The organism is Pseudomonas imperatae (assembly GCF_057128625.1).
In genome coordinates this window covers 12594-26159 of the sequence record NZ_JBSKHP010000024.1, presented here as the reverse complement: position 1 = coordinate 26159, position 13566 = coordinate 12594, and the positions used below count along the sequence as shown (strand labels likewise).

Genomic DNA, 13566 nt, shown 5'->3' with positions numbered 1-13566 from the left:
TTGCCAGCGAGATTTTTGCGCCGCCGAAAAGCTCGCTGGCAAGCCAGCTCCCACAATGCCCGCAAGGCTCTGGAGAACTTGTATGTCCCTAAGCGTTTTCGACCTCTTCAAGATCGGCATCGGCCCCTCCAGTTCCCACACGGTGGGGCCCATGCGCGCCGCCGGGCGCTTCGTCGAGGGCCTGCGCCGCGACGACCTGCTGCTGGCCACCGCCACGGTCAAGGCCGAGCTGTACGGCTCGCTGGGCGCCACCGGCAAGGGCCACGGCAGCGACAAGGCGGTGCTGCTGGGCCTGGAAGGCTCGCACCCCGACACCGTCGACACCGCGACCGTGGACGCCCGCCTGCAGGCTATCCGCGCCAGCGGGCGCCTCAACCTGCTGGGCGAACACAGCATCGCCTTCGTCGAAAAACAGCACCTGGCGATGATCCGCAAACCCCTGCCCTTCCACCCCAACGGCATGATCTTCCGTGCCCTGGACGAACACGGCCTGGAGATTCGCAGCCGCGAGTACTACTCAGTGGGCGGTGGCTTCGTGGTGGATGAGGGCGCGGCGGGTGCCGACCGCATTGTCGAAGACACCACGGTGCTGCCCTTCCCGTTCAAGACCGGCAAGGAACTGCTGGCCCATTGCGCGGCGCAGGGCATGACCATCAGCCAGCTGATGCTGGCCAATGAAAGCGCCTGGCGCCCGGAAGCCGAGACCCGCGCCGGCCTGCTGAACATCTGGCAGGTGATGCAGGACTGCGTCGAGGCCGGTTGCCGCAACGAAGGCATCCTGCCCGGCGGGCTGAAGGTCAAGCGCCGTGCCGCGGCGCTGTACCGCCAGCTGTGCAAGAACCCCGAGGCCGCCCTGCGCGACGCGCTGTCGGTGCTGGACTGGGTCAACCTCTACGCCCTGGCGGTGAACGAGGAAAACGCCTTCGGTGGCCGCGTGGTCACCGCCCCCACCAACGGCGCGGCCGGCATCGTGCCGGCGGTGCTGCATTACTACATGCGCTTCGTGCCCGGTGCCAACGAGGACGGCGTGGTGCGTTTCCTGCTCACCGCCGCCGCCATCGGCATCCTGTACAAGGAAAACGCCTCCATTTCCGGCGCCGAGGTGGGCTGCCAGGGTGAGGTCGGCGTGGCTTGCTCCATGGCTGCCGGCGCCCTGTGCGAGGTGATGGGCGGCAGCGTGCAGCAGGTCGAGAACGCCGCCGAAATCGGCATGGAACACAACCTGGGCCTGACCTGCGACCCCATCGGCGGCCTGGTGCAGGTGCCCTGCATCGAGCGCAACGCCATGGGCTCGGTGAAGGCCATCAACGCCGTGCGCATGGCCCTGCGCGGCGACGGCGTGCACTACGTGTCGCTGGACAAGGTTATCCGCACCATGCGCCAGACCGGCGCCGACATGAAAAGCAAATACAAAGAGACCGCCCGTGGCGGCCTGGCCGTCAACATCATCGAGTGTTGAGGCACCCTTTCGAATTCAGGAGTCAACGATGTCCGAAGCACTGCAACACACCCCGCTGCACGCCCTGCACCTGGAACTGGGTGCCCGCATGGTGCCCTTCGCCGGCTACGACATGCCGGTGCAATACCCGCTGGGCGTGATGAAGGAGCACCTGCACAGCCGCGAGCAGGCCGGCCTGTTCGACGTGTCGCACATGGGCCAGATCCGCCTGGTCGGCAGCGACGCCGCCAAGGCCCTGGAAACCCTGGTGCCGGTGGACATCGTCGACCTGCCCGTGGGCATGCAGCGCTACGCCATGTTCACCAACCCGCAGGGCGGCATCCTCGACGACCTGATGGTCGCCAACCTGGGCGACGACACCCAGTTTCTGGTGGTCAACGCCGCCTGCAAGGACCAGGACCTGGCCCACCTGCGCGCGCACATCGGCGACCGCTGCCAGATCCAGCCGCTGTTCGAGGAACGCGCCCTGCTGGCGCTGCAAGGCCCTGCCGCAGTCACCGTGCTGGCGCGCCTGGCGCCGCAAGTGGCGCAGATGACCTTCATGCAATTTGCCCCGGTGCAGCTGCTGGGCGTGGCCTGCTATGTCAGCCGCTCGGGCTACACCGGTGAAGACGGCTTCGAAATCTCGGTGCCGGCCGCCAGTGCCGAGGCCCTGGCGCGCCGCCTGCTGGCCGAACCGGAAGTAGCGGCCATCGGCCTGGGGGCACGCGACTCGCTGCGCCTGGAAGCCGGCCTGTGCCTGTACGGCCACGACATGAACGAGCAGACCACGCCGATCGAGGCCAGCCTGCTGTGGGCCATCTCCAAGGCTCGCCGTGCCGACGGCGCCCGTGCCGGTGGCTTCCCTGGCGCCGAGGCGATCTTCGCCCAGCAACAGGCCGGCGTGGCCCGCAAGCGCGTGGGCCTGCTGCCCCAGGAACGCACGCCAGTGCGTGAAGGCGCGGAGATCGTCGATGCCAGCGGCGCCATCATCGGCACCGTGTGCAGCGGCGGCTTTGGCCCTACCCTGGGCGGCCCGGTAGCCATGGGCTACGTGGACAGCGCCCACGCGGCGCTGGACACCCCGGTGTGGGCCATCGTGCGTGGCAAGAAAGTGGCCATGAAGGTCAGCAAGATGCCGTTCGTGCCGCAGCGCTACTACCGCGGCTGAGGGGCCGGCAATGACAGCTCAGGGCGGGCTGTCATTTTGCCGCAACGTGCAGGGTGTTCTATTCGATTTCGAACTGGCGTTAGACCATTCGAAAATACCTGAATGAAAGAGTCGGAAACCCCCGTAGGAAAAGGCTCGAACGGTCGTAAAAAAGGTGAAAAACCTGCGTGGCTCAGGGCTTGTTTTTCTGGCTGAAGTTAGCGTAGAGTTTCCTCACTGTGTTTGCATGGGTCGCTATGGTTCGTGACCTGGGCAGTAGCTCTGTGTATTGCTACAACCCGTTCGACGTCTCTTACTTTCCTGCAACCAGCCCAGTATCTCTTTCACCTGAAAGAAGCTGTCATCAATTCAAGTTCCAAGGAAATAAGAAAATGTCCCAACGTCAGAGCGGTACCGTCAAGTGGTTTAACGACGAGAAAGGTTTTGGTTTTATCACTCCAGAAAGCGGTCCGGATCTGTTCGTGCACTTCCGCGCTATCCAGGGCAACGGCTTCAAGAGCCTGAAAGAAGGCCAAAAAGTGACTTTCATCGCCGTTCAAGGCCAGAAAGGCATGCAAGCTGACGAAGTACAAGCCGAAGGCTGATTCGTCCAGTTGCGCAAAAAGCCCCTGCCGGGAACGCCAGGGGCTTTTTTGTGCCCGCGATTTGCTCGCACCCACACGGAGAGGCAAGGATGACCCGACGACTGACCCCACAAGGTGACTTCGCCCCCGCCGCCTTTGGCCGGCGCATGGCGGCCGTGCTGTATGACTTCCTGCTGTGCATTGCCCTGCTGATGGTGACCACGCTGGTGTACAAGCTGATCATGATGGCGTTCATCGGCGAGGCACGCCTGCGGGCGCTGTCGGAGTCCGGCTCGCTGGACGGCGACCCCTTCCTCTCGACCCTGCTGTTCTGCGCCCTGTTCGCCTTCTTCGCCAAGTTCTGGATGCACGCCGGGCAGACCCTGGGCATGCAGGTGTGGGGCGTGCGCGTGCAGAACGCCGACGGCACCGCCATCAGCTTGTGGCAGGCGCTACTGCGCTTCATCGTCGCCATTGGCTCGTGGCTGTGCTTTGGCGCCGGGTTCTGGTGGGCCCTGGTGGACAAGCAGAAGCGTGGCTGGCATGACCTGTATTCAGGCACGCAGCTGGTGTATATCCCCAAGAAGGCCCGTTGATGGGCACAAAAAAACCGACCCAAGGGTCGGTTTTTTCATGAGGCGAAGGCTTACCCCGCGCGGCGCAGCAGCCACCAGCCCACCGCCGCACACACCAGCGACGGGATGACCACCGCCAACAGCGGCGGGAAGCCGAACACCAGGCTCGAGGGGCCCAGCAGGTCCTGGACGATGCGGAAGGTGAAGCCCACCAGCACGCCGGTGAACACACGCTGGCCCAGGGTTACCGAACGCAGCGGGCCGAAGATGAACGAGATCGCCATCAGCACCAGCGCGGCGGTCACCAACGGCTGCAGGATCTTGGTCCAGAACGCCAGCCAGTAGGTGGAGTTGCTCAGGCCCTGGTCCGCCAGGTAGTGGATGTAGCTCCACAACCCGGTGATGGACAACGATTCGGGAGCCATCACCACGGTGCTCAGCAGCTGCGGCGTGACGGTCACGTCCCACTGTTCGGTGGGGTTGCTGATGACCTCGGTGCGGTCGTCATGGAACACCGTGGTGGCCACGTCGGTGAGGTTCCAGTGGCCATCGGCGTACTGGGCCTTCTTGGCGAAGCTGGCGGTCTTGATGTGGCGCTCGTTGTCGAAGGTGTAGCGGGTCACGCCATACAACAGGCCGGCAGGCTGCACGGTGTTGATGTGGATGAACTGCTCGCCCTCGCGGTGCCACAAGCCGTGGCGACCGCTTTGCGCGTCGCCGATGCCCTGGGCCAGCGAGCGGTCGGCCTGGGCCTTGGCCTCGGTGACCGGGGCGACGTATTCGCCTATCAGCAGGCCGCAGACCATCAGCACCAGCATGGGCTTCATCACTGCCCAGACGATGCGCGACACCGACACGCCGGCCGCGCGCATGATGGTCAGCTCGCTGTTGCTGGCCAGGGTGCCCAGGCCGATCAGGCAGCCGATCAGCGCCGCCATCGGCAGCATGTCGTAGAGCCGGCGTGGTGCGGTCAGCAACACGAACCAGGCCACGTCGGCGAGGCCGTAGGTGGGGCTGATGTCGCTCATCTCGTCGATGAAGGCGAACAGCGTGGCCAGGCCGAGGATAACCCCCAGCACGGCGAGGATTGCCATCAGCACGCTGCTGCCGATGTACCGGTCGAGCTTAACCATGGGCCACCTCCGTCGCCGCGCGACGGCTGGCCAGCTTCAGGCGCAGCGGTTCCCAGTACATCAGCGCCAGGCCGATGGCCAGGAACAGCCCGTGCACCCACCACAGCCCCAGGGCGGAATGGATCTTGCCTTTTTCCAGGGCACCACGCGCCGAGATCAGGATGGTCAGGTAGGCCATATACAGGAGAATCGCCGGCAGCAATTTGAGGAAGCGGCCCTGGCGCGGGTTGACCCGGGCCAGCGGCACGGCCATCAGGGTGACGATGAACACCAGCAACGGCAGCGACAGGCGCCATTGCAGTTCGGCAGGGTCATTGACCTCGCCGGAGAACAGCTTGGCGCTGGGGATGGCGTCGCGGTCGGTGACTTCTTCACTGACCTCGGGCTTGGGCAGCATCACGCCGTAGGTGTCGTACTTGATGGCACGGTAGTCGGCCTGGCCGGGGATGCCGTCGTAGCGGTAGCCGTTGGTCAGGATCAGGTAGCGGCTGCCATCGGGGTGGCGGTCCTGGCGGCCCTTCTCGCCCAGCAGCAGGGTGATGCCGCGGTCCTTGGCGTCCTGCCCCAGGCGCTTCTGCGAGATGAACACGCCGCCCAGGTTGATGCGGTCGTCACTCATGCTCTCGGTGTAGGTCACCCGGCTTTCGTCACGCAGGGCCTGGAAGCGGCCTGGCTCGAGGGTGTCGAACTCGGTCATGGCGTCCTGCTGGTTGAGCACCATGGAGAACTGCTGCGCGCCCAGGGGCGCCAGGCTCAGGCTCAGCCAGGCGACGATGACGGCCACCACCGCGGCAGGTGCCATGGTCATGGCCAACAGGCGCTGCTGGCTCATGCCGGTGGCCGCCAGCACGGTCATCTCGCTTTCCAGGTACAGCCTGCCATAGGACAGCAGGATGCCCAGGAACAGGCCCAGGGGCAGGATCAGCTGCAGGAAGCCCGGCAGGCGGTAGCCCATGATGAGGAACAGCACGCCTGGGTCCAGGGCGCCGGAAGCGGCCTGGGCCAGGTACTTGACGAAGCGCCCGCTCATGATGATCACCAGCAGGACCGCGCTGACGGCACTGAGGGTGAGCATGACTTCGCGGGACAGATAACGGAAGACGATCAAACCGGACACTCCAGGGTTGTCAGGCTCAGACGGCCGAACAAGGGATACATAGCTGACACTTCTACGGGTGGATTCGCACCAGGCGAACCGGAAAAAAGTTGGCGCATTATCCTGTGATTGGGCCTGCCTGTCACTTCGCGTGCATACCCAGTTACGCAAAGCCTGCGCGAAGGGTTGTCAGGCTCCGTCGGCAGGGCTCAAACTGGGGACTTTGACCCGGCCCGCCACGGGCAGTGCCGGGGGCTGTATTCGCACGACCAACGCTGCCGTGCACACCAATAGATCATTAGGGGACCCGGAAATGGAACTGGTTGTAAAAAGCACAAGCGCCGAAAGCCTGAAGACCGCGACCCTGGTCGTCGCCGTGGGCGAAGGCCGCACCCTGGGTACCGTCGGCAAGCAGGTCGACGAGCTGAGCAGCGGCGCCCTGACCGCCGTGCTCAAGCGTGGCGACCTGGCCGGCAAGCCGGGCCAGACCCTGCTGCTGCACAACCTGCCGGGCCTCAAGGCCGAGCGCGTGCTGTTGGTAGGCACCGGCGCCGACGAACTGCTGGGCGACCGTGCCTGGCGCAAGCTGGGCGCCGCCGTGCTGGGCGCGCTCAAGGGCCTGGGCGGCAGCGACGCCGTGCTGGCACTGGACGAGCTGGGCGTGAAAGGCCGTGACGCCTACGGCAAGACGCGCCTGCTGGCCGAGACCCTGCTGGACGGCGAATACGTGTTCGACCGCTTCAAGAGCAAGAAGGCCGAGCCCCGTGCCCTGAAGAAAATCACCCTGGTGACCGACAAGGCCAGCCAGGCCGACGTCGAGCGCGCCGTGACCCACGCCAGCGCCATCGCCGCGGGCATGAGCTTCACCCGCGACCTGGGCAACCTGCCGCCGAACATCTGCCACCCAAGCTACCTGGCCGAGCAGGCCAAGGAGCTGGGCAAGGAACACAAGAACCTCAAGGTCGAGATCCACGACGAGAAGAAACTCAAGGAACTGGGCATGGGCGCCTTCATGGCCGTGGCCCAGGGCAGCGAGCAGCCACCGCGCCTGATCGTGCTCAACTACCAGGGCGCCAAGAAGTCCGAGAAGCCGCACGTGCTGGTGGGCAAGGGCATCACCTTCGACACCGGTGGCATCAGCATCAAGCCGGCCGCCGGCATGGACGAGATGAAGTACGACATGTGCGGCGCCGCCAGCGTGTTCGGCACCCTGCGCGCCGTGCTGGAGCTCAAGCTGCCGATCAACCTGGTGTGCCTGCTGGCCTGCGCCGAGAACATGCCGAGCGGCGGCGCCACCCGCCCTGGCGACATCGTCAGCACCATGAGCGGCCAGACCGTGGAAATCCTCAACACCGACGCCGAAGGCCGCCTGGTGCTGTGCGACACCCTGACCTACGCCGAGCGCTTCAAGCCGGCCTCGGTGATCGACATCGCCACCCTGACCGGCGCCTGCATGGTCGCCCTGGGCGCCCACACCTCGGGCTTGATGGGCAACAACGAGGAACTGGTGGCCCAGCTGCTGGAAGCCGGCCAGCAGGCCGACGACCGCGCCTGGCAGCTGCCGCTGTTCGATGAGTACCAGGAACAGCTGGACTCGCCGTTCGCCGACATCGCCAACATCGGCGGCCCGAAAGGCGGCGCCATCACCGCCGGCTGCTTCCTGTCGCGCTTCGCCAAGAGCTACCCGTGGGCGCACCTGGACATCGCCGGCACCGCCTGGGTCAGCGGCGGCAAGGACAAGGGCGCCAGCGGCCGCCCAGTGCCCCTGCTGACCCAGTACCTGCTGGACCGCGCTGGCGCGTGATGCCCCTGACGCGGCCTGGCGCCCGCTGCCCGTAGCAGCGGCCGCCAGGCCGCGTCACCAGCGCCGCACATGGACCCAACATGACCAAAGTCGACTTCTACATCCTGCCCAGCCCGCTGCCCGCAGCGCGCCTGGACTTCGCCTGCAAGCTGGTGGAAAAGGCCTGGCGCCTGGGCCACCGGGTGTACCTGCACTGCAGCGATGCCGAGCAGCGCGAGCAACTCGACGCCCGCCTGTGGGCCTTCAAGGGCGAAAGCTTCGTGCCCCACAGCCTGGCAGAACAAGACCCGGACGCCGTCATCGCCCTGGGCCTTGCCGACGCACCCGCCAGCCACCAGGACCTGCTGGTGAACCTGGACCTCAAGGTACCGGCCTTCGCCGGCCGCTTCGCCCGCGTGGCCGAGGTGGTGGTCGAAGACCCTGCTATTCGTCAGGCCGCACGGGAGAGTTTCCGTTTCTACCGTGAACAGGGCTATCCTCTGCAAGATCACCGCTTACAGCGACTCTGAGCCAACGATGGACACTGCAAACAAGCTGCCCAAGTCCGTGCACCTGCTGGACGACCTCGAGTCGATCCGCAAGCTGCTCGGCGATGACACCCTGCAACCGCCGCTGCTGACCGACACCGTGGTCAGCGCCGAACAGATCCCGCTGCTCTTCGACCAGCTCGAAGCCCAGCAACGCGCCGAGGCCCAGGCCCAGGCCGCACCACCCGAGCCGCCGCCCGCCCCCGAGCCGGCCACCCCCGCGCAGAACCGCCAGGACACCCTGTTGCACCTGGACGCCGAACTGCGCGCCGCCGCGCAATTGATCATGCAGGACGTGATCGACGACTTCGCGCCGCACATCGAGACCGAGATCAAGCGCCGCCTGGAAGCGCGCATGGAACGGCTGCTCAACCCGTAACGCTGCCATACCTGTGGGAGCTGGCTTGCCAGCGAGCCGTTGGCTGCTGAAAAGCTTGCTGGCAAGCCAGCTCCCACCATTCTCTCCCCTGCCAGGCATTCCAGCAGCCTGCCTACCGATCCCGGCCTATCCCCGTTATACTAATCGGCTTTCCTGAATAAATGCCTATTAGGGTCCCGCCGAGCATGGATAAGACCTACCAGCCGCACGCCATTGAAACTTCCTGGTACCAGACCTGGGAGTCCGAGAACTATTTCGCTCCGCAAGGCGCGGGCGACTCGTACACCATCATGATCCCGCCGCCGAACGTCACCGGCAGCCTGCACATGGGCCATGGTTTCAACAACGCGATCATGGACGCCCTGATCCGTTTCCGCCGCATGCAGGGCCGCAACACCCTGTGGCAGCCGGGCACCGACCACGCCGGTATCGCCACCCAGATGCTGGTGGAGCGCCAGCTCGAAGCCCAGGGCCAGAACCGTCATGACCTGGGCCGCGAGAAGTTCCTGGAGAAAGTCTGGGAATGGAAGGACCAGTCGGGTGGCAACATCAGCCGCCAGATCCGCCGCCTGGGCTCGTCCGTGGACTGGAGCCGCGAGCGCTTCACCATGGACGACGGCCTGTCGGAAGCGGTGAAGGAAGCCTTCGTGCGCCTGCACGAAGACGGCCTGATCTACCGCGGCAAGCGCCTGGTCAACTGGGACACCAAGCTGCACACGGCGATTTCCGACCTGGAAGTGGAGAACCACGACGAGAAAGGCTCGCTGTGGAACCTGCGCTACCCGCTGGCCGACGGCGCCAAGACCGCCGAGGGCCTGGATTACTTGATCGTCGCTACCACTCGTCCGGAAACCATGCTGGGTGACGCGGCCGTGGCCGTGAACCCGAACGATCCGCGCTACCAGGCCCTGATCGGCAAGTTCGTCGAGCTGCCGCTGGTTGGCCGCCGCATCCCGATCATCGCCGACGACTACTGCGACCCTGAATTCGGCACCGGCTGCGTGAAGATCACCCCGGCCCACGATTTCAACGACTACGAAGTCGGCAAGCGCCACAACCTGCCGCTGCTGAACATCTTCGACAAGAACGCCAACGTGCTGCCGGCTGCCCAGGTGTTCAACCTGGACGGCACGCTGAACGACAGCGTCGACGGCACCCTGCCCGCCGAATACGCCGGCCTGGACCGCTTCGAGGCGCGCAAGCAGATCGTCGCCGCCTTCGACGCCGCCGGCCTGCTGGTAAGCGTCGACGACCACGCGCTGAAAGTGCCGAAGGGCGACCGCTCGGGCACCATCATCGAGCCGTGGCTGACCGACCAGTGGTACGTGTCCACCAAGCCGCTGGCCGAGCCTGCGATCGCCGCCGTGGAAGACGGCCGCATCCAGTTTGTGCCCAAGCAGTACGAAAACATGTACTTCTCGTGGATGCGCGACATCCAGGACTGGTGCATCAGCCGCCAGCTGTGGTGGGGCCACCGCATTCCAGCCTGGTACGACGAGTCCGGCAAGGTCTACGTCGGCCGCAGTGAAGAAGAAGTGCGCGCCAAGCACGGCCTGGGCGCCGACGTGGTCCTGAACCAGGACAACGACGTGCTCGACACCTGGTTCAGCTCGGGCCTGTGGACCTTCTCCACCCTGGGCTGGCCGGAACAGACCGAGTTCCTGAAGAAATTCCACTCCACCGACGTGCTGGTCACCGGCTTCGACATCATCTTCTTCTGGGTCGCCCGGATGATCATGCTGACCATGCACCTGGTGAAAGACCCGGATGGCACCCCGCAGGTACCGTTCAAGACCGTCTACGTGCACGGCCTGGTGCGTGATGGCCAGGGCCAGAAGATGTCCAAGTCCAAGGGCAACGTCCTCGACCCGCTGGACATCATCGACGGCATCGAGCTGGAAGCCCTGGTGCAGAAACGCACCAACGGCCTGATGCAGCCGAAACTGGCGAAGAAGATCGAGAAGCAGACCCGCGACGAGTTCGCCGACGGCATCGCCAGCTACGGCACCGACGCCCTGCGCTTCACCTTCTGCTCGCTGGCGTCCACCGGCCGCGACATCAAGTTCGACATGGGCCGCGTGGAAGGCTACCGCAACTTCTGCAACAAGATCTGGAACGCCACCCGCTACGTGCTGGACAAGGGCGAGGACTGCGGCCAGAACGGCGAGGCCTACGAGCTGTCCCTGGCGGACCGCTGGATCATCTCGCAGCTGCAGCGCACCGAAGCCGAAGTGACCCGCCAGCTGGACCAGTTCCGCTTCGACCTGGCCGCCCAGGCCCTGTACGAGTTCATCTGGAACCAGTACTGCGACTGGTACCTGGAGCTGTCCAAGCCTGTGCTGTGGGACGAGAACGCCCCGGTGGAGCGCCAGCGCGGCACCCGTCGCACCCTGGTGCGCGTGCTGGAAGTGGCCATGCGCCTGGCACACCCGTTCATGCCGTTCATCACCGAGGAAATCTGGCAGCGCCTGGCGCCGCTGGTCGGTGCCGAGGGCAAGACCATCATGCTGCAACCTTGGCCAGTGGCCAACGAAGCACGCATCGACGAGGCCGCAGAGCAGGACATCGAGTGGCTGAAAGGCCTGATGCTGGGCGTGCGCAACATCCGTGGCGAAATGAACATCGGCCCGGGCAAGCCCCTGGCGCTGTTCCTGAAGAACGCCAGCGCCGAAGACAAGCGCCGCCTGGTCGAGAACGAAGCCCTGCTGAAGAAGCTGGCCAAGCTCGAAGCCATCACCGTGCTGGAAGCCGGCGCCGAAGCCCCCCTGAGCGCCACCGCGCTGGTGGGCGAGCTGGAAGTGCTGGTGCCCATGGCCGGCCTGATCGACAAGGACGCTGAACTTGCGCGCCTGGACAAGGAAATCCAGCGCCTGCAGGGTGAAGTGGCCCGCGTGGGCGGCAAGCTGTCCAACGCCGCCTTCGTCGACAAGGCACCGCCTGCGGTGATCGACAAGGAGCGCGCGAAGATGGCCGAGGCCGAGCAAGCCCTGAGCAAGCTGGCCGAGCAGCACGCGCGCATCGCCAGCCTGTAAACCCTCCGGCGGCCCCATCGCGACCAAGGTCGGCTCCTACCCTGTAGGAGCCGACCTTGGTCGCGATGGGGCCAGCACGGACAACGGAAGTTTCCCCTCATGTCCGCCCCCAGCAAGCCCACCTTCCACCCCCGCAACCGCCACCAAGGCCGTTACGACTTCCCGCAACTGATCAAGAGCAGCCCCGAGCTTGGCCAGTACGTGATCCTCAACCCCTACGGCAAGGAAAGCATCGACTTCGCCAACCCGGCGGCGGTCAAGGTGTTCAACCGTGCCCTGCTCAAGGCCCTGTACGGCATTCAGCATTGGACGATCCCGGAAGGCTACCTGTGCCCGCCCATTCCCGGGCGCGCCGACTACATCCACGCCGCCGCCGACCTGCTGGCCGAAACCAACGGTGGCGAGATCCCCCGTGGCAGCTCGGTGCGCGCGCTGGACATCGGCACGGGTGCCAACTGCATCTACCCGCTGCTGGGCCACAGCGACTACCGCTGGCAGTTCACCGGCTCCGACATCGACAGCGTGGCCCTTGCCTCGGCCAAGGCCATCGTCCAGGCCAACAAGCTGGACAAGGGCATCAGCCTGCGCCAGCAGGGCAACCCGAAGCACATCCTCACCGGGCTGCTCAAGCCCGACGAGCGCTTCGACCTGACCCTGTGCAACCCGCCGTTCCACGCCTCGCTGGAAGAAGCCACCCGCGGCAGCCAACGCAAATGGCGCGCCCTGGGCAAGGCCGACCCCAAGCGCAAGCTGCCGGTGCTGAACTTCGGTGGCCAGAGCAACGAGTTGTGGTGCGAGGGCGGCGAAATTCGTTTCGTCACCCAGCTGATCAACGAGAGCGTGGCGGTGGGCCAACAGGTGCTGTGGTTCAGCACCCTGGTGTCCAAGGCTTCGAACCTGCCACCAATCCAGTCGGCGCTGAAAAAGGCCGGCGCGCTGCAGGTGCGGGTGGTTGAAATGGGCCAGGGGCAGAAGCAGAGCCGCTTCGTGGCCTGGACCTTCCAGACCGACGCCCAGCAGCAAGCCTGGTATAAAAAAAACTGACGCTGTAGCCGCTGCCGCCAGGCTGCGCTGGCCCTGTCCCTCACTTGAGATTTCCAGGGTTCACACCGGCCAGCGCAGCCTGGCGGCAGCGGCTACAACGCGGGCACAAAAAAGCCGTGACCGGGTCGCCCCGGTCACGGCTTTTTCATGACGGGTTACAAGATTACTTGTTAACCGAATCAGTCAGCACTTTGGCTGGAACAAACTTGACGACTTTCTTGGCAGCGATTTCGATCGGTGCGCCAGTCGAAGGGTTACGGCCGGTGCGAGCTGGACGCTCGGAGATTTTCAGCTTGCCAATGCCTGGCAGGGTGATTTCGCTGCCATTTTCCAGCTGGTCGGCAACGATCTGGCCCAGTTGCTCGAGAGCATTGCGCGCGGTGGTTTTCGGCGCGTCGATGGCTTCAGCGATGTCGGCGATCAGTTGGTCTTTGGTCAATGCCATGGTGGTGTTCCTTCCCTATCAAATTCAGTTGGATTGCAGAGTGCAACATCAGTCAAAAACGCCGTAACCCCTGGGGTTCGGCAATCGGTCTACAGTCACGCCAATCGCGAATGTAGATGCACAAATCGGTATTTGGTTCGACCTGACGGCAGCTATCTGCGGGCGATGCGCCCTTGTGGAGCGCAAGACCGGGCAAAACTAGCACACAGAACCAGAAATATCCGCCTCTACCTGGCCATTTGTTCAGGTTTATCACTGGTTTGGTTGAAAAATAGACAAAAGTCTCTAAATCACAGGCTGAAACGGCCCAGCCGGGCCGCCAAACCCCCAGTTGCGTTACACTTGGCGCCTTTGCGCAC

Annotated in this window: 12 protein-coding genes; 9 read left to right on the top strand and 3 right to left on the bottom strand. The window is 64.8% G+C overall.

Annotated elements, in window-relative coordinates; genetic code table 11:
- The first annotated feature begins 82 nt into the window (after positions 1-82).
- The 4 genes from ACWKWX_RS24980 to ACWKWX_RS24965 all read left to right on the top strand — a co-directional run bounded on the left by ACWKWX_RS24980 (position 83) and on the right by ACWKWX_RS24965 (position 3768).
- Positions 83-1459: an L-serine ammonia-lyase gene (locus ACWKWX_RS24980; RefSeq protein ID WP_483829210.1), complete on the top strand. Its 1377-nt coding sequence runs from the start codon at positions 83-85 to the stop codon at positions 1457-1459.
- Between the two features lie 28 nt (positions 1460-1487).
- Positions 1488-2609, top strand: coding sequence for a glycine cleavage system aminomethyltransferase GcvT (gene gcvT, locus ACWKWX_RS24975; protein ID WP_483829209.1), 1122 nt, complete (start codon positions 1488-1490; stop codon positions 2607-2609).
- 371 nt (positions 2610-2980) lie between these two features.
- A complete protein-coding gene (locus ACWKWX_RS24970) occupies positions 2981-3193 on the top strand; it encodes a cold-shock protein (protein WP_007931076.1) in 213 nt (70 codons plus the stop codon).
- 89 nt (positions 3194-3282) lie between these two features.
- A complete protein-coding gene (locus ACWKWX_RS24965; protein ID WP_483829208.1) occupies positions 3283-3768 on the top strand; it encodes an RDD family protein in 486 nt (161 codons plus the stop codon).
- Positions 3769-3818: 50 nt separating this feature from the next.
- Here the strand turns inward: ACWKWX_RS24965 and lptG are convergent, their stop codons facing one another.
- Complete coding sequence (gene lptG / locus ACWKWX_RS24960) at positions 3819-4880, bottom strand: LPS export ABC transporter permease LptG (RefSeq protein WP_416422642.1); 1062 nt, start codon at positions 4878-4880, stop codon at positions 3819-3821.
- Positions 4873-5988: an LPS export ABC transporter permease LptF gene (gene lptF / locus ACWKWX_RS24955; RefSeq protein WP_473005474.1), complete on the bottom strand. Its 1116-nt coding sequence runs from the start codon at positions 5986-5988 to the stop codon at positions 4873-4875. The genes lptG and lptF overlap by 8 nt, the downstream gene beginning before the upstream one ends.
- A 301-nt stretch (positions 5989-6289) precedes the next feature.
- Here lptF and ACWKWX_RS24950 point away from each other — a divergent pair, with 301 nt between their 5' ends.
- From ACWKWX_RS24950 to rlmF, 5 genes are all read left to right on the top strand, one after another.
- Positions 6290-7780: a leucyl aminopeptidase gene (locus ACWKWX_RS24950; RefSeq protein WP_473005473.1), complete on the top strand. Its 1491-nt coding sequence runs from the start codon at positions 6290-6292 to the stop codon at positions 7778-7780.
- 80 nt (positions 7781-7860) lie between these two features.
- Positions 7861-8289 (top strand): DNA polymerase III subunit chi, encoded by a 429-nt coding sequence (locus ACWKWX_RS24945; protein ID WP_416422639.1) that lies wholly within the window; start codon positions 7861-7863, stop codon positions 8287-8289.
- Between the two features lie 7 nt (positions 8290-8296).
- A complete protein-coding gene (locus ACWKWX_RS24940) occupies positions 8297-8686 on the top strand; it encodes a DNA polymerase III subunit chi (RefSeq protein WP_473005472.1) in 390 nt (129 codons plus the stop codon).
- A 185-nt stretch (positions 8687-8871) separates the two neighbouring features.
- A complete protein-coding gene (locus ACWKWX_RS24935; protein WP_416422637.1) occupies positions 8872-11718 on the top strand; it encodes a valine--tRNA ligase in 2847 nt (948 codons plus the stop codon).
- Between the two features lie 99 nt (positions 11719-11817).
- On the top strand, positions 11818-12762 hold the full coding sequence (gene rlmF / locus ACWKWX_RS24930; RefSeq protein ID WP_483829207.1) for a 23S rRNA (adenine(1618)-N(6))-methyltransferase RlmF: 945 nt from the start codon (positions 11818-11820) through the stop codon (positions 12760-12762).
- A 163-nt stretch (positions 12763-12925) separates the two neighbouring features.
- Here rlmF and ACWKWX_RS24925 read toward each other — a convergent pair whose 3' ends face one another.
- Positions 12926-13207 carry an HU family DNA-binding protein gene (locus tag ACWKWX_RS24925; RefSeq protein WP_416422635.1) on the bottom strand — a complete coding sequence of 94 codons (282 nt, stop codon included), beginning with the start codon at positions 13205-13207 and terminating at the stop codon, positions 12926-12928.
- Between the last annotated feature and the right edge of the window lie 359 nt (positions 13208-13566).